Raw genomic sequence first — 15916 nt, 5'->3', positions numbered from 1 at the left:
TTCGTTTCAGGCTACCGCGCGGGCGATCAGTTGCCGGCGCCGGTCAGGCCACGCTTTTCCAGCAGCGGTTCGATCTGCGGCTCGTGGCCGGCGAAATCGCGGAACAGCTGCATCGCGTCGACGCTGCCGCCCTTGGACAGCAGGGTGGCGCGGAAGTGGTCGCCATTCTTGCGGCTCAGGCCGCCGTTGTCCTTGAACCACTTCTGGGTGTTGGCATCGAGCACTTCCGACCAGATGTAGGCGTAGTAGCCGGCCGAGTAGCCGCCCATGATGTGGCTGAAGTACGGGGTCTTGTAGCGCGGCGGAACCGGCGCGTAGTAGATGCCGTCCTTCTCCAGCGCGGCGCGCTCGAAGGCCATCACGTCCTTGGCGGCCGGCACCTGGTCGGCGCCGATCTGGTGCCAGCGCTGGTCCAGCATCGCTGCACCCAGGTACTCGGTGGTGGCGAAGCCCTGGTTGAACTTGGCCGCAGCCAGCACCTTGTCCAGCAGTGCCTGCGGCATCGCCGAACCATTCTGGTAGTGCTTGGCGTAGTTCTTCAGGATGACCGGGTTGTCCGACCACATCTCGTTGACCTGCGAGGGGAACTCGACGAAGTCACGCGGTACCGACGTGCCCGAGAAGTACGGGTACTTCACGTTGGAGAACATGCCGTGCAGGGCGTGGCCGAACTCGTGGAAGGTGGTGTTCACCTCGTCCCAGGTCAGCAGGGTCGGCTGGCCGGCCGGCGGCTTCGGGATGTTCAGGTGGTTGGCGACCACCGGCTTGAAGCCGGTCAGCTTGGACTGCGAGACGTAGGAGTTCATCCACGCACCACCGCGCTTGGAGGCGCGTGCATACGGGTCGAAGATGAAGATCGCCAGCTGGCTGCCGTCGGCGTCGAACACGTCGTAGACGGTGACGTCATCGTGGTAGACCGGCAGGTCGGTGCGCTGCTTGAAGGTCAGGCCGAATTCCTGGCCGGCGGCGTAGAACACGCCGTTCTCCAGCACGTTCTTCATCTCGAAGTACGGCTTCAGCTGCGACTCGTCGAAGTTGTACTTGGCCTGGCGCACCTTCTCGCTGTAGAAGGCCCAGTCCCACGGTTCCAGCTGGAAGGTCGGCTTGCGCGCGGCCTTCTGTTCCTTGTCGATCATCGCCTGCAGGTCGGCGGCTTCGCGCTTGGCATTGGCCACGGCGGCCGGAGCCAGCTTGCCCAGCATTGCGTTGACCGCTTCCGGGGTCTTGGCGGTCTGGTTGGTCAGGTTGTAGGCGGCGAAGTTCGGGAAGCCCATCAGCTTGGCCTTGTCAGCACGCAGTTGCATGATGCGCGAGACCAGCGCGGTGTTGTCGAACTCACCGCCGCGGCTGCCGCGGGTGGTCGAGGCTTCGTAGATCTTCTGGCGCAGAGCGCGGTTGGCCAGGTTGGTCAGCGGCGGCTGGCCGGTGGTGTTGAGCAGGGTGATCACGTACTTGCCTTCCAGGCCACGGGCCTTGGCGGCTTCGGCGGCGGCAGCGATCTGCTCCTTGGACAGGCCGTCCAGCTCCTTGACGTCGTCGACGTTGATCGCCGAAGCGTTCACTTCCGACTGCACGTTCTGGCTGAACTTGGTGCCCAGGTTGGCCAGCTCGGCGTTCATCTCCTTCAGCTTGGCCTTGTCAGCCTCGGACAGCTTGGCGCCGGCGCGCACGTAGTTGTCGTAGTACTTCTCGACCAGACGCACGCCTTCGGCGTCCAGGCCCAGCTGGCTGCGGGTGTCGTACAGCGCCTGGATGCGGGCGAACAGCTTGCCGTTCAGCGCGATCGCATCGCTGTGCGCGGCGAACTTCGCCGAGTAGTCGGCCTGCAGCTTCTTGCGGGTGTCGTTGGTATCGGCGCCGACCAGGCTGAAGAACACGGTGGTCGCACGGTCGAGGATGTCACCGCTCTTTTCCAGGGCGATGATGGTGTTGTCGAAGGTCGGCTTGGCCTTGTTGTTGGCGATCGCCTCCACTTCCTTCAGCTGCTGCGCCATGCCGGCGTCGAAGGCCGGGGCGAAGTCGCTGTCCTTGATCTTGTCGAACTGCGGGAAGTGCAGCGGCAGCGGGCTTTCGGCGAAGAACGGATTGGCCTGCTGGGCGGTGCTGCTGGCGGCCGGGGTGGCGGCGCCGGCCGAGAAGGCGGGCAGGGCAAGGCCGAGGGACATGGCCACGGCAAGGGCAAGGCGGGTGGTCAAGGCAGGAACTCCGGTAAGGCAAACAAGGGCCCGAGAGTAACCCGGCCGGCGGCGCCCGCACTTGTGTCAAAAGGCATGTTGCCGCGGCCGGGCGCGGGTACCATGCATTCACCGCCCACGGTTCACCGCCATGACCACTGCCTACGATTTCAGCTTCCGCGACCTCGACGGCCAGCCACAGGCCCTAGCCGGGTACCGGGGTCACCCGCTGTTGCTGGTCAATGTCGCCAGCCGCTGTGGCTTCACCCCGCAGTACACCGGGCTGGAACAGCTGTGGCAGGAGTATCGCGAGCGTGGCCTGGTGGTGATCGGCTTCCCGTGCAACCAGTTCGGCGCGCAGGAGCCGGGGGACGCCGCGCAGATCCGCCAGTTCTGTTCGCTGGATTATCCGGTCAGCTTCCCGCTTTCGGAGAAGATCGAGGTCAACGGCGAGGGGGCTGATCCGTTGTGGGCCTGGCTGTCACGCGAGAAGCGCGGCCTGCTGGGTAGCGCCCGCATCAAGTGGAATTTCAGCAAGTTCCTGGTCGATCGCCAGGGGCGGGTGGCTGCGCGCTTTGCGCCAACCACCAAGCCGGAACAGCTGCGCAGCGAGATTGAAGCGCTGCTGTGAGATGAACCCGAAAAGGGGACGGAGGGGATTAAGTCGTTTGTGCACAAACGACTTAATCCCCTCCGTCCCCTTTTTGCTTATTTCTCGACGAAGGCGCGTTCGAACACGTAGTGGCCCGGCTGGCCGATACGCGGCGAGACCTGGAAGCCACGGGCATCGAGCACGCTGCGCAGGTCGGCCAGCATCTGCGGGCTGCCGCAGATCATCGCGCGGTCGTTTTCCGGGCTCAGCTCCGGCAGGCCGAGGGTGCGCTGCATCTGGCCGCTTTCCATCAGCTGGGTCAGGCGGCCCTGGTTGGCGAACGGCTCGCGGGTGACGGCCGGGTAGTACAGCAGCTTGTCGCCGATCATCTCGCCCAGGAACTCGTGCTCACGCAGTTCCTTCTCGAAGTAATCGCGGTAGGCCAGATCCTTCTCGTAGCGCACGCCGTGGCAGAGGATCACCTTCTCGAAGCGCTCGTAGGTCTCCGGGTCCTTGATGACCGACAGCCACGGCGCCATGCCGGTGCCCGTGCCCAGCAGGTACAGGTTCCTGCCCGGGTGCAGGTCGCTGATCAGCAGGGTGCCGGTGGGCTTCTTGCCGACCAGCACCTTGTCGCCCGGCTTGATGTGCTGCAGGCGCGAGGTCAGCGGTCCGTCCTGCACCTTGATGCTGAAGAACTCCAGGTGCTCTTCCCAGTTGGCGCTGGCGATGGAATAGGCGCGCAGCAGCGGCCGTGCCTCGGTTTCCAGGCCGATCATCACGAACTGGCCGTTCTCGAAGCGGAAGCCGCTGTCGCGGGTAGTGGTGAAACTGAAGTAGGCATCGGTCCAGTGACGGACCTCAAGCACCGTTTCGGCGCCGAAAGCGGAGGACATGGGCGTATCTATCGGAAGTCGTCGGGGGTGATTCTATCTCAAATGAGACGGGTTCTCATTGGGCGGAACGAGAGGCGTTCTCAGCGGTAACCCGCCGCCTGCAGCTCGAACAGCTCGGCGTACCGTCCTCCCTGGGCCATCAGCTGCGCATGGGTGCCGCTGGCCTCGATGCGGCCATCGGCCAGCACCAGGATGCGATCGGCCATGCGTACAGAAGAGAAACGGTGGGAAATCAGCACTGCCGTACGATTATCCGCCAGCTCCCTGAACCGCTGGAACACTTCGAACTCACTGCGCGCATCCAGCGCTGCCGTTGGCTCATCCAGGATCATCACCTGCGCATTGCGCATCCACGCGCGGGCAATGGCGATCTTCTGCCACTGGCCACCGGACAGGTCCACGCCCTGCTTGAAGCGGCGCCCGATCAGCTGGTCGTAGCCGCCGGGCAGGTCGTCGATCACTTCCTCGGCCATGCCGCGCCGCGCGGCGTCGGCGATGCGTGCCTGATCGTCCATCGCCTCGACCTGGCCGACGCCGATGTTCTCGCCGGCGCTGAGGTTGTAGCGCACGAAGTCCTGGAAGATCACCCCGAGGTTGGCGCGCAGGTCGTCCAGGTCGTAGTCGCGCAGGTCGCGGCCATCGAGCAGGATGCGGCCCTCGTCCGGTTCGTACAGCCGTGCCAGCAGCTTCACCAGGGTGGTCTTGCCGGCGCCGTTCTCGCCGACGAGGGCCAGCACTTCGCCGGCCTGCAGCTGGAAATCGAGGTGGCGCACCGCCCACTGTTCGGCATCGGGATAGCGGAAACCGACGTTCTCGAACACGAAACCCTGCTGGATCGGCTGCGGCACGCGCACCGCACCTTCGCGCGAATGGATTTCCGGCTCGATCTGGAAGAACGAGAACAGGTCGTCCAGGTACAGCGCCTGGCTGGCCACCTGCGAGAAGCCGATCAGCAGGCCTTCCAGCAGCTGGCGCAGGCGCAGGAAGCTGCCGGCAAGGAAGGTCAGGTCGCCGATCGAAAAGTCGCCGCGCACCGTGCGCCAGGCAATGTAGGCGTAGGCGGTGTAATACCCCAGCGTGCCCAGCGCAGCCAGCAGCGTGCCCCAGAACGCGCGGCGCCGGGCCAGTGCACGGTTGGCCTGGAACAGCGCCACCGACAGCCGCCGGTAGCGTTCCACCAGGAAGCGGTGCAGGTTGTAGATCTTCACTTCCTTGGCCGTTTCCACGCTGGCACCGAGCTGGCGCAGGTAGTCGAGCTGGCGGCGCTCGGGCGTCCACTGGAAGTTGAGGCTGTAGCCGGCCGCGTTGAAGTGCGATTCGCCGATGAAGGCCGGCACCAGTGCCAGCACCAGCAGCAGGATCAGCCACGGCGCGTAGACCAGCAGGCCGACGGCGAGGCTGGCCACAGTGATCGCGTCCTGGACCTGGCCGAACAGCTGGCTCATCAGGTTCATCCGGCCCATGGTCTGGCGCCGCGCACGGTCCAGCTTGTCCTGCAGGTCCGGGTCCTCGAAGTCCTCCAGATCCAGCGTTGCCGCGTGTTCCATCAGCCGGATGCTGGTGACGTTGGCGAACAGCTCGGAGAGCAGGGCATCGGCGTAGCTGACCAGCCGGCCGAGCAGGTCCGAGGCGATGGCCAGGCCGAATTCCAGCGCCAGCAGGCCCAGCAGCGGATTCAGCACGCCGCTGGACAGCGCTTCGCCCAGCGGCGGGAAGCCCGCGTCGTGCTGGCTCAGGTGCAGGGCGCTGTCGATGATCAGCTTGCCGACGTAGAGCATCGCCACCGGCAGCAGCGCGCGGATCAGGCGCAGCCCCAGGCTGGCCAGGGTGAGCGCGGGACTGGTCTTCCAGACCATGCGCAGGAACGGCGGCAGGTTGCGCATGGCCCTGAAGCGCTGGCGCAGGCTGGGTTTCTTCGCGGCGTCAGCGCCAGCGGTGGGGGTAGCAGGCATGCGCGTATTGTGCGCGCCTGATACGTGCAGAGGGGGTCAGTGCAGGCGTGTGGCCGGCACCGGGGTCAGATCCCTTTGCGCGGGCTCTGACCCCAGCGACCCACAGCGGGTCAGAGCCCTTCGCGAAGCGAAGGGATCCGACTCTCCCGCATCCACGCATGGCGTGGATCTACCGTGTCGACCAAGGTCGACACCTATCAGCAGCACCGATGAACTGTCGAAGGCGGGGTGGGTCAGGCCGGCAGCGGCGGCAGCAACCCCGCACCGAGGCGGTTCCAGGCATTGATCACCGCGATGCCCATGCTCAGGTCACTGATGCCCTTCTCATCGAAGTGCGGCGCCAATGCATCGAACGCCGCCTGCGACGGCGCGCCGTCGGTCAGCCGGGTCAGTGCCTCGGCCCAGCCCAGCGCCGCGCGCTCGCGTTCGTCGAAGAAGGGGCTCTCGTGCCATGCCGGCAGTGTGTCCAGCTTGCGCGGCTCGATGCCGCCCTTGCGCAGCGCCGTGCCGTGCATGTCCATGCAGTAGCCGCAGCCGTTGAGCTGCGACACGCGCAGGAACACCAGTTCCATCAGGGTCGGATCGATCGAGCTGTCATGCACCGCCTGGCTGGTGGCCAGCAGGCCCTTGAAGGCCTCGGCGGCCAGGCGGGTGTAGGGGACGCGGGGAGAAGTGTGATTGGACATCGGGGGCTCCACGGCGGCCACGATGGCCGCCTTTCACTACCAGGACGCCGCAGCGTCGCCGCGCGTGACAACCCCCGGCAACTTTTCCGGATTCAACACGCTGTACACGTTGGCGATGCGGCCATCGACCACCTCGATGGTGGTGACCGAGTGCAAGCGATCACCGACAAAGCGCAGGATCGCCGGCTCGCCGTTGACGTAGCCCAACTGCGCCGGATGCACCGCGCCGCGGCGGGCAATGGCCCAGAACAGGCGACCGATGCGCTCGGCGCCCAGCAGCGGGCGCACCGCTGCGGTGACCACACCGCCGCCGTCGGACACCAGCAACGCGTTGGTGTGCAACAGGGCCTGGATCGCCTCGCTGTCGCCGCGCTGCGAGGCATCCATGAAGCGCGCCAGCAGCTGCCGGTGCTGGCTGGCATCGGCGTTGAAGCGCGGGCGTCCGGCCTGCAGGCGCTGCCGGGCACGGTGCACCAGCTGCCGGCAGTTGGCCTCGCTGTGGCCGATCAGCTCGGCGATCTCGCGGTAGTCGTGGTCGAAGGCCTCCTTCAGCAGGAAAGCGGCGCGTTCCTCGGGGCCGAGCTGTTCAAGCAGGGTCAGAAAGGCGACCGAAACGTCGTCGGCCAGGGCATGCAGCTGGGCCGGGCCGGGCGCCGGGTCGGGCTCCAGGGTGACCGCCAGCGGCTCGGCCAGCCATGGGCCGACGTAGTGCACGCGCTCGCGCTTGGCCGCGCGCAGCCGGTCCAGGCCGAGCCGGGTGGTGGTGGTGACCAGCCAGGCTTCGGGGTCGCGGACGGCCGCCGGGTCGGCGCCGGACCAGCGCAGCCAGGCATCCTGGACCACGTCTTCGGCGTCGGCGCGGCTGCCAAGCAGGCGGTAGGCCAGGGCCATCAGGCGCGGGCGGTGGGTCTGGAAAGCGGTTTCGGCGTTCATGTGGGCAAGGACGCCGCAGTGGCGCGTGGCGTGACAGAGCGTCGGGGGAATCTTGCCGGCCAGCGGCCGGCACTACCACCCCGGGGCCGGGGGAGGGGGTAAAATGGGCGGATTACCCCCGCCAGCCTCGAGCAAGCGAGCAAGACGTGACATCGATCAAGCAGGAAGACCTCATCCAGTCCATCGCCGACGCGCTGCAGTACATCTCGTACTACCACCCGGTCGACTACATCAAGAACCTCGCCGCCGCTTACGAGCGCGAGGAGTCGCCGGCCGCGAAGGAAGCGATGGCCCAGATCCTGATCAATTCGCGGATGTGCGCCGAAGGCCACCGTCCGATCTGCCAGGACACCGGCATCGTCACCGTGTTCCTGGAAATCGGCATGGACGTGCGCTGGGACGACGCCACCATGGGCGTGGAAGACATGGCCAATGAAGGCGTGCGCCGTGCCTACATGCACCCGGACAACAAGCTGCGCGCTTCGGTGCTGGCTGATCCGGCCGGCAAGCGCATCAACACCAGGGACAACACCCCGGGCGTGGTCAACGTCAAGGTCGTGCCGGGCAACAAGGTCGACGTGATCGTCGCCGCCAAGGGCGGTGGTTCGGAAGCGAAGACCAAGTTCGCCATGCTCAACCCGTCCGACTCGATCGTCGACTGGGTGCTGAAGACCGTGCCGACCATGGGCGCCGGCTGGTGCCCGCCGGGCATGCTCGGCATCGGCATCGGTGGCACCGCCGAGAAGGCGATGCTGCTGGCCAAGGAAGCGCTGATGGAGCCGATCGACATCACCGAGCTGCAGGCCCGTGGTGCGTCCAACCGCATCGAAGAGCTGCGCCTGGAGCTGTACGAGAAGGTCAACGCGCTGGGCATCGGTGCGCAGGGCCTGGGTGGCCTGACCACCGTGCTCGACATCAAGATCAACGACTACCCGACCCACGCAGCCAACCTGCCGGTGGCGATGATCCCGAACTGCGCGGCCACCCGCCATGCGCACTTCACCCTCGATGGCAGCGGCCCGGTGATGCTGGACCCGCCGTCGCTGGAAGACTGGCCGAAGCTGACCTACGACGCGTCCAAGGGCACCCGCGTGGACCTGGACACGATCACGCCGGAAGACGTGGCCAGCTGGAAGCCGGGCCAGACCCTGCTGCTCAACGGCAAGCTGCTGACCGGCCGCGATGCCGCGCACAAGCGCATGGTCGACATGCTCAACAAGGGCGAGCAACTGCCGGTCGATCTGAAGGGCCGCTTCATCTACTACGTCGGCCCGGTCGATCCGGTGCGCGACGAAGTGGTGGGCCCGGCCGGCCCGACCACCGCCACCCGCATGGACAAGTTCACCGAGCAGGTGCTGGCACAGACCGGCCTGCTGGGCATGGTCGGCAAGGCCGAGCGCGGCCCGGCCGCGATCGAGGCGATCAAGAAGCACAAGTCGGCCTACCTGATGGCCGTCGGTGGCTCGGCCTACCTGGTGTCCAAGGCGATCAAGGCCGCCAAGGTGGTTGGTTTCGCTGACCTGGGCATGGAGGCGATCTACGAGTTCACCGTGCAGGACATGCCGGTGACCGTGGCCGTCGACTCCACCGGTGAATCGGTGCACAAGACCGGCCCGCGCGAATGGCAGGCCCGCATCGGCAAGATTCCGGTGGTGGTGGAGTAACTCCCCGCACGCTTCGGTCCAGACAACGGCGCCCGTGTGGCGCCGTTGTTGTATCCGGGGGGAGGATTAACGCGCCTGTAGCCCTTGCTCTGCTACGGTCGGCACACTCTCGCACAGGACGTGTCCATGGCCCTGCATCGATTCATCGCGGTAGGCATGCTGCTGGCGCTGGCCGGCTGCAGCACCCCAGCGTCGTACGAAGGCGCGGATTTCCCTGCATCGGCGCAGTGCCGCGTGCAGTGCCAGGCCGGCTATCGCAGCTGCATGGCGCAGAATGACTCTCTCGGCAGCCGCCAGAGCAATTGCGAGCAGCGGATGGTGCCGGCGCCGGACAAGCGCTGCAAGGACGTGGACAACCCGGACCTGCGCCATGCCTGCGAACTGAAGACGCATGACTGTACGATGCGCGCGCCGATGATGTCCTGTGGCGAACGCCGGGATTCCTGCATGAGCAGCTGCGGCTGAGCAACGATCGTGCGCGCGGGCGCATAATCGGCTGATCCACCTGTACAGGATCTTCTGCATGAGCACCACGCTGTATGGTTCGACCAGTACCGCCGCGCTGGTGGTGCACTGGCTGCTGATCGAGCTGGGCATCGAGCATGAACTGGTGCTGCTGGATTTCGACGCGCGCGAGCACAAGTCGGCGCAGTACCTGGCGCTGAATCCGGCCGGTGTGGTGCCGACCCTGCTGATCGATGGCCTGGTACTGACTGAAGCGGCGGCCATTGCGTTGTACCTGGCGGATCGCCATCCGGACGCCAACCTGCTGCCCGCGCTGGGCACGCCGCAGCGCGCCAATGCCTACCGCTGGATGTTCTGGTGTGCCAATACGCTGCAGCCGGCCTATCGAGCCTGGTTCTATCCACACGAAATGGCGGGCGAGGCGAATATCGAGGCCAGCCGCGGGATGGCACGGCAGCGCCTGGAAGCGGCCTGGCAGCATGTGGCCGCGCACCTGCATGCACATGGCCCCTACCTGCTGGGTGCCACGCCCTGCGTGGTCGACTACATGCTGGTGATGCTGATGCGCTGGTCGCGCAACATGCCCAGGCCCACCGACACCTGGCCGGTGCTGAAGGCGCACGCCACGTTGATGAAGGCGCGCCCGGCGTTCGCCGAGGTGTACCGCCGCGAAGGCATCACCGACTGGCTGTAAGCCAGCCGGGGAGGAGGGCGTCCGGGTAGAAGAGGGCAATGGGGTAGAGTCGACTGTCAGTCGACCATCGCACGCAGTGCGGGCTTTTCCGCGGAGGCATATGAAGGGTGGGGAGGGAGTCGACTAACAGTCGACTCTACCAACAGTCGACTCTACCAACACGCTCCGCTACGCGACGGCGGTGCGGGTTACAGGATCTCCAGCACTGTTTCCGGTGGACGGCACAGGCGTGTGCCCTTGTCCGTGCGCACCACGGGGCGGTTGATCAGTCGCGGGTGTTCGGCCATCGCGGCCAGCAGCGTAGCCTCGTCCGCACCTTCCAGGCCCAGTTCGGCGAACTGCGCTTCCTTGCTGCGCACCAGCGCCTGCGCGTCCAGCCCGGATTCGGCCAGTACCTGGCGCAGCGTAGCCACGTCGGGTGGGTTGCCCAGGTACTCAATCACCTCCGGATCGAAGCCCGCATCGCGGATCAGCTTCAATGCGCCACGCGAGTTGCTGCAGGCCGGGTTGTGCCAGATCGTCACGTCCATCAGAACCACTCCAGCAGGGACACGCCCACGCCCACGTAGGTGGCCTTGTGGTTGTAGTCGATCAGGCTCTCGCCATAGCCGTCGAAGACCTGCACATGGCCGCGCAGCAGGTTGCTGATCGGGAAGCCGTAATCCAGCTGCAAGGCGCCGTGCGAGCGGCTGCCGGTGCGCAGCGAATGGCGCGCCATCAGCGAGACTTCGTGGCCGTTGCGGTTCCAGGTCAGGGTCGCATCACCGCGGCCCATGTAATCCTCGATGTCCGGGTTGTTGTCGTCGCTGCGGGTCTCGGGAATGCGGTACCAGGGGCGCAGTACCAGCGCCCAGTTCTCGCGGTCCAGGCCGATGTTGAGCATGACCCGGTTCCAGCTGCGCGACAGCGGATCGGCGCGGCCGTTGGACTGGTGGTTCAGCGCGATGCCGGTCATGCGGCCGCGCCAGCCACCGATCGAGTAGCCGTTGCGGAACACCATCATCACTTCCGGCTCGTAATTGGTTTCGCGGAACGGGCGCGAATCCTCGCCGTTGTAGGCCTGCCAGCGCGAGCTCTGGGTATAGCCGGCCCAGATGTCGCCGTTGTCGCCGAACAGGTTCTCGGCGATCTTGGTCTTGAAGCTGATCTGGAACTTCAGTTCGGCGCTGTCCAGCACCTGCGGCGTGGTGACCGTGTTGGCCGGATTCGGCGAATGCGGCGTGGTGTTGCGGTCGCTGGTCCAGAACGCCGGCAGCAGGTACACCGGCTTGTAGGCACGCAGCTGGAATGGGCCGAGCTTGGAGTCCTCGGCCAGTTCCCAGCGGCTGTCCAGCAGCGAACCGCGGCCGGCATTGGCCAGCGCGCTGTCCGGCGCAGCGGGGCGGAACAGGTCGCTGACCCGCTCGCGCAGTTTCTCTTCGCCCTGGCTCACGCGAGCGGTCTGGCGTTCTTCGCGACGGGCCTGCGCGGCCGCCTCGGCAGCGGCATCGGCGGCGGCCGTGGCCTGCGGCGTATGCGCGAACAGGCGGTCATAGCAGGCCAGGCGCGCCGCGTCAGTGGTGATGGCGGCACACGCCGCCGGCGAGGTATCGGTGCTGGGCACGAATTCCTGCGCGGCCAATGGGGCACTGGCCAGGGCCAGCGCCAGCGGCGCAAGGCGGGGAAGCAGCGGGGGGAGGGTCATTCCAGCAGGCCCTTCGGTGAATACGGGAATCGCACAGTGTGGCGGCTGTACCGCATCGCGGCCAGCCCCCACGGTTTATGCACGGCCACCGCGTGCGCGCGGCGTGAAGACGGTGCGGGTTACAGGAACCAGGCGAAGGCGAACAGGCCCAGCATCGCGATCACCACCGCCAGCTTCAACGCCAGGCCGAGCAGGATGCCGAGCCAGGTGGCCAGACCCACCTTGGTCGAGCGGCCCAGTTCACGGGTGTGCCAGTACTCGCCGGCCAAGGCGCCGATCAGGGGCCCGGCAAAGAGGCCGATCGGCATGAAGAACAGCCCGACGATGCTGCCGACGAACGTGCCCCACAGCGCCTTGCGGCTGGCACCGACCCGCTGCGCACCCACCACTGTGGCCAGCACGTCCACCAGCAGCGAGAGCAGGGTCAGTACGCCCAGCGCGACCAGGGTCGGCCAGCCGACGTGGGCGAAGCCGTCGGCCCACGCCGCCAGCAGCAGTCCGATGAATACCAGCGGGATGCCGGGGAGGGCCGGAAGGATGATTCCGGCGATGCCGACGAGGACAAAAATGACCGCTAGCAGATATAAGATGAATGAGAGTCCCATGCTGTCCCGTATGGTGGTCGTTTTGGGGTTGACAGTGAAAGATTTTGCCAGTTGCTTTTTCGTTTTGGGCGGGTTAAGTTGCAGTCGCTGAGCTTGGCAAGGTCACCGTGGATCGTGGCCTGATGAAGCAAGATCTTCCCGATCCGCTGCATCGATGCACCTCGCTTCCCCCTTGCTTGTCAGCCGCCCACCAGGCGTTTCCTACAACAAGAGAGAGTCACCAGGGAGTTAGTGAGATGTCTGATCGCGAGACCGGTACCGTCAAGTGGTTCAACGATGCAAAGGGCTTCGGCTTCATCAGCCGTGAAAACGGCGAAGACGTGTTCGTGCACTTCCGTGCCATCCAGACCCAGGGCTTCAAGAGCCTGAAGGAAGGCCAGAAAGTCACCTTCACCGTCGTGCAGGGCCAGAAGGGCCTGCAGGCCGACGCCGTTCAGCCGACCTGATCGCGCTGCATGCCGTCAAATGAAAAGGCCCGCGCAAGCGGGCCTTTTCTTTGCCGTCGGCCCGATGCAGGTCAGCGCAGGATGACCTTGCCGTTGACTACGCGCACGTAGGTGTTCTCGCGGATGCCGCCGAGGTCGCGCTGGTTGACCACGATGGTGCGGCCATCGTCCATGCGCACGCTGATGTCGTAGGTATCGCTGGTCACGTTCTTCTGGATCTGGTTGCCGGCCAGTGCGCCACCGACCGCGCCTGCAGCGGCGGCGATGTTCTTGTTGCCGCGGCTGCCGCCGGTGTGGTCGGAGATCTCGTGGCCGGCCACGGCGCCGACGATGCCGCCCAGGATCGCGCCGGTCGCGCTGGGCGCGGTACGGCCGGACTGCACGGTGTTGATGCGGGTCACGATGCCGCAGTCGGCGCAGCGGCCCTGGTTGTAGCCACCATTGTTGCCGTAGCCGCCATTGTTGTAGCCGTTGTTGTAACCACCACCGCCGTAGCCGGGCGAGGTGGCACAGCCAGCCAGGGCAAGGGTAGCGATGGCGCTGGCGGCGATGAGCTGGATCTTCATGGGGCGTCTCCTGGCCGTGAAGGCGGGTGTCTGGGGTGGTACTGCGTCATGCAGCAGGGTGGACGAATCGTCCCCTTTTGAACGTGAACAAGGCGCCAACCGCGCAGGCCTTGTCCGGCTGCAGGATGAATGCGGCTCAGCGGAAGTCCTGGTGGCAGGCGCGGCAGTCGGCCTGCACCGTTTCCACCACCCGGGCCAGGGCCGTGCAGTCGCTGGGCGGCGCAGCCAGAGCGGCGTTGAGGTTGCCGCGCAGCTGGCTGGCATGTTGCTGGAACTGCGCGCTGTCCTTCAGCCCGGGAAAGGCCAGGTCCAGGTCGTTGGACAGCAGGCGCATCGCCTGCAACCGCGGCACGCTGTCGGCCAGGCTGCAGCGGTTCTGCTGCTGGGCCTGCTGCAGCAGCTGTGATTGCCGTTGCATCACCTGCATCAGGCTGTCCGGGAACGGATCGCGGCGGGCCTGCAGGGCGCGGCCGACCATCACCGTGGCGATCAGGCCGATCAACAGGCCCAGGCCGAGCACGAACAGATAGCGGTAGGCGGTGGACGGGCGGCGGGGCGGGCTGGCGTTCATGGCGGGCTCTCCGGACGTGCAACGGTGGGTTCGATGCCGGCGCGCTGCAGGCGCTGGCGCCTGCACGTTAAAATAGCCGGATGAACGAACAGGTCAAACAACGCTTCGCCGGCATCGAACGGCTGTATGGCGTGGGCGCACTCGAGCGCCTGCAGAGCAGCCGCGTGGCGGTGGTGGGCATGGGTGGCGTTGGCTCGTGGGTGGTGGAGGCATTGGCCCGTTCGGCGGTCGGTCACCTGACCCTGATCGATGCCGATGACATCTGCGTGTCCAACACCAACCGGCAACTGCCGGCGATGGAAGGCAACTACGGCCGCAACAAAGCCGAGGCGATGGCCGAACGCTGCCGCGCGATCAACCCGGACATCGCGGTCGATGCCGTACAGGCGTTCCTGACGGTGTCGAACATGGCCGAACTGCTGGACCGTGGCTTTGATCTGGTGATCGATGCCTGCGACAGCTTCCGGGTCAAGGTCGAGACGATTGCCTGGTGCCGCCGCCGCAAGCTGCCGCTGCTGACCGTGGGTGCCGCCGGTGGCCGTACCGATCCCACCCTGGTGCGCATCCGCGATGTCTCGCGCACCGAGCACGACGCCATGCTGGCGTTGATCCGCAAGAAGCTGCGCAGCGAGTTCAACTTTCCGAAGAATGCCAAGCGCTACTTCGGCGTGCCGGCGGTGTACTCGCTGGAGAACGTGAAGTACCCGCAGGCCGATGGCAGCGTCTGTGGCATCCGCCCGAACCTGGGCGCTGATGCGGCATTGAAGCTGGACTGCGGCGCGGGCCTGGGTGCGGCGACCCACATCACCGGTGCGTTCGCGTTCGCGGCGGTCGGCAAGGCGCTGGAAATGCTGCTGGAGCCGAAGAAGGTGAAGGCCGAAGTGGTCGAGGATCACGCTGAAGTGTGATCGGTAGCGCCGGCCGCTGGCCGGCAACTCCGGAATGATTGAATCAGCGCAGATGCCGGCCAGCGGCCGGCACCTACCGTTGCATTGCGGGCAGCGCGAACAGCCGCCGCGCGTTCTCCGTCGTGGCCTGGGCCACCGCGTCCAGCTCCATCCCGCGTAGCGCCGCCACGTGGCGGGCGATGATCGCCAGCCGTGCCGGTTCGTTGCGCTGGCCGCGGATGCCGGCGTCAGGCTGGTCCGGAGCGTCGGTCTCCAGCAGCAGCTGTTCCAGCGGCATCTCGCGCACCAGCCGCTGCAGGCGTTGCGCGCGTTCGTAGGTCAACGGGCCGCCGAGCCCGAGCAGGAAGCCCTGCCTGTGCAGTTGCGCTGCCTGTTCCGGACTGCCGGAAAAGCTGTGCACCACGCCGCGCAGGCCGCCGACGCGACGGATCGCGGCGATCACCGCATCCACCGCGCGCCGTGCATGCACGATCACCGGCAGCTCGAACTCACGGGCCAGTTCCAGCTGACCGATGAAATATGCCTGTTGCGCCTCGGCATCCAGGCCTTCAACGAAAAAGTCCAGACCACATTCGCCGATCGCGCAGGGGCGTTCGCGTTCGATCCACTCGCGCAGCAGCGGCAGGTGCCCAGGCTGGTGCTCGGCCAGGAACATCGGATGCAGGCCGTAGGCTGGGTACAGCCCCGGCGCCTGCTGGCAGACCTCGCGCAGCTTCGGCCAGCTGGCTGCGGTCACCGCCGGCACCACCTGCTGGTGCACGCCAGCGGCCTGCGCACGCTCGACCACCGCGGCGCGGTCGCGGTCGAACTCGCTGGCGTCCAGATGGCAGTGGCTGTCGACCAGCAGGCTCAATGCTGCTCCAGCGGCGGAGGCGTGGTGGTGTTGCGGCGCTTCCAGTTGGCCAGCAGCAGGGTGCCGAAGCCGAGCACCAGCTCATCGACGAACGGAATCGGGTCCGGGATGAACAGGGTCAGCGCGAACAGGCCCGCGGTGAGCTTGAACAGGGTGGGGTAGCGCAGCCGGCGCGCCCATTGCAGTACCGGCAGCAGCATCGGGTTGGCCATGGCGGGGGTCCTCCT

18 protein-coding genes are annotated in these 15916 nt (G+C 66.4%); 6 read left to right on the top strand and 12 right to left on the bottom strand.

Features of this window, described 5'->3' with window-relative positions:
• Positions 1–26 precede the first annotated feature (26 nt).
• Positions 27–2195, bottom strand: a complete 2169-nt coding sequence (locus ACSYAO_RS14645) for a M3 family metallopeptidase (RefSeq protein ID WP_149909191.1) — start codon at positions 2193–2195, stop codon at positions 27–29.
• Positions 2196–2325: 130 nt separating this feature from the next.
• Here ACSYAO_RS14645 and ACSYAO_RS14640 point away from each other — a divergent pair, with 130 nt between their 5' ends.
• Positions 2326–2805, top strand: a complete 480-nt coding sequence (locus tag ACSYAO_RS14640; RefSeq protein ID WP_149909192.1) for a glutathione peroxidase — start codon at positions 2326–2328, stop codon at positions 2803–2805.
• A 77-nt stretch (positions 2806–2882) separates the two neighbouring features.
• Here ACSYAO_RS14640 and ACSYAO_RS14635 read toward each other — a convergent pair whose 3' ends face one another.
• The 4 genes from ACSYAO_RS14635 to ACSYAO_RS14620 form a co-directional block, all read right to left on the bottom strand.
• The gene (locus ACSYAO_RS14635; RefSeq protein WP_005410300.1) at positions 2883–3662 is read right to left on the bottom strand and encodes a ferredoxin--NADP reductase; all 780 of its coding nucleotides are present in this window, start codon (positions 3660–3662) and stop codon (positions 2883–2885) included.
• 80 nt (positions 3663–3742) lie between these two features.
• On the bottom strand, positions 3743–5614 hold the full coding sequence (locus tag ACSYAO_RS14630; RefSeq protein WP_149909193.1) for an ABC transporter ATP-binding protein: 1872 nt from the start codon (positions 5612–5614) through the stop codon (positions 3743–3745).
• Between the two features lie 233 nt (positions 5615–5847).
• The gene (locus tag ACSYAO_RS14625; RefSeq protein ID WP_149909194.1) at positions 5848–6300 is read right to left on the bottom strand and encodes a carboxymuconolactone decarboxylase family protein; all 453 of its coding nucleotides are present in this window, start codon (positions 6298–6300) and stop codon (positions 5848–5850) included.
• A 36-nt stretch (positions 6301–6336) separates the two neighbouring features.
• Positions 6337–7233: an RNA polymerase sigma-70 factor gene (locus ACSYAO_RS14620; protein ID WP_049451477.1), complete on the bottom strand. Its 897-nt coding sequence runs from the start codon at positions 7231–7233 to the stop codon at positions 6337–6339.
• Between the two features lie 146 nt (positions 7234–7379).
• On the opposite strand from ACSYAO_RS14620, the gene ACSYAO_RS14615 reads away from it, so the two are divergent.
• The 3 genes from ACSYAO_RS14615 (at position 7380) to ACSYAO_RS14605 (ending at position 10056) form a co-directional block, all read left to right on the top strand.
• Positions 7380–8897, top strand: coding sequence for a fumarate hydratase (locus ACSYAO_RS14615; RefSeq protein WP_149909195.1), 1518 nt, complete (start codon positions 7380–7382; stop codon positions 8895–8897).
• A 126-nt stretch (positions 8898–9023) separates the two neighbouring features.
• A complete protein-coding gene (locus ACSYAO_RS14610; RefSeq protein WP_005413956.1) occupies positions 9024–9362 on the top strand; it encodes a hypothetical protein in 339 nt (112 codons plus the stop codon).
• Positions 9363–9420: 58 nt separating this feature from the next.
• Positions 9421–10056 carry a glutathione S-transferase family protein gene (locus ACSYAO_RS14605; RefSeq protein WP_149909196.1) on the top strand — a complete coding sequence of 212 codons (636 nt, stop codon included), beginning with the start codon at positions 9421–9423 and terminating at the stop codon, positions 10054–10056.
• A 188-nt stretch (positions 10057–10244) separates the two neighbouring features.
• On the opposite strand, the gene arsC is transcribed toward ACSYAO_RS14605, so the two are convergent.
• The 3 genes from arsC to ACSYAO_RS14590 form a co-directional block, all read right to left on the bottom strand.
• Positions 10245–10586 (bottom strand): arsenate reductase (glutaredoxin), encoded by a 342-nt coding sequence (arsC, locus tag ACSYAO_RS14600; RefSeq protein WP_149909197.1) that lies wholly within the window; start codon positions 10584–10586, stop codon positions 10245–10247.
• Complete coding sequence (locus tag ACSYAO_RS14595; RefSeq protein WP_049434855.1) at positions 10586–11740, bottom strand: phospholipase A; 1155 nt, start codon at positions 11738–11740, stop codon at positions 10586–10588. Before ACSYAO_RS14595 ends, arsC begins: the two co-directional genes overlap by 1 nt.
• Positions 11741–11859: 119 nt before the next feature.
• Complete coding sequence (locus ACSYAO_RS14590; protein ID WP_049398758.1) at positions 11860–12345, bottom strand: DUF456 domain-containing protein; 486 nt, start codon at positions 12343–12345, stop codon at positions 11860–11862.
• Positions 12346–12581: 236 nt separating this feature from the next.
• Here ACSYAO_RS14590 and ACSYAO_RS14585 point away from each other — a divergent pair, with 236 nt between their 5' ends.
• Positions 12582–12791: a cold-shock protein gene (locus ACSYAO_RS14585; protein WP_005410290.1), complete on the top strand. Its 210-nt coding sequence runs from the start codon at positions 12582–12584 to the stop codon at positions 12789–12791.
• A gap of 71 nt (positions 12792–12862) precedes the next feature.
• On the opposite strand, the gene ACSYAO_RS14580 is transcribed toward ACSYAO_RS14585, so the two are convergent.
• Both ACSYAO_RS14580 and ACSYAO_RS14575 read right to left on the bottom strand, forming a co-directional pair.
• Positions 12863–13357 carry a glycine zipper 2TM domain-containing protein gene (locus ACSYAO_RS14580; RefSeq protein WP_010486804.1) on the bottom strand — a complete coding sequence of 165 codons (495 nt, stop codon included), beginning with the start codon at positions 13355–13357 and terminating at the stop codon, positions 12863–12865.
• Positions 13358–13493: 136 nt separating this feature from the next.
• Positions 13494–13928 carry a cytochrome c gene (locus ACSYAO_RS14575; protein WP_049398757.1) on the bottom strand — a complete coding sequence of 145 codons (435 nt, stop codon included), beginning with the start codon at positions 13926–13928 and terminating at the stop codon, positions 13494–13496.
• Positions 13929–14008: 80 nt separating this feature from the next.
• On the opposite strand from ACSYAO_RS14575, the gene ACSYAO_RS14570 reads away from it, so the two are divergent.
• Positions 14009–14836: a tRNA threonylcarbamoyladenosine dehydratase gene (locus tag ACSYAO_RS14570; protein WP_149909198.1), complete on the top strand. Its 828-nt coding sequence runs from the start codon at positions 14009–14011 to the stop codon at positions 14834–14836.
• Positions 14837–14909: 73 nt separating this feature from the next.
• Here the strand turns inward: ACSYAO_RS14570 and ACSYAO_RS14565 are convergent, their stop codons facing one another.
• A complete protein-coding gene (locus ACSYAO_RS14565; protein ID WP_049420901.1) occupies positions 14910–15689 on the bottom strand; it encodes a TatD family hydrolase in 780 nt (259 codons plus the stop codon).
• Entirely contained in the window at positions 15686–15901 is a 216-nt protein-coding gene (locus ACSYAO_RS14560; protein ID WP_049398753.1) for a DUF6116 family protein, read from the bottom strand. Before ACSYAO_RS14560 ends, ACSYAO_RS14565 begins: the two co-directional genes overlap by 4 nt.
• Positions 15902–15916 lie beyond the last annotated feature (15 nt).

It is taken from the genome of Stenotrophomonas sp. STK16_22 (assembly GCF_051984505.1).
GTDB lineage: Bacteria > Pseudomonadota > Gammaproteobacteria > Xanthomonadales > Xanthomonadaceae > Stenotrophomonas > Stenotrophomonas maltophilia_A.
This window is presented reverse-complemented; position numbering and strand designations above follow the sequence as displayed.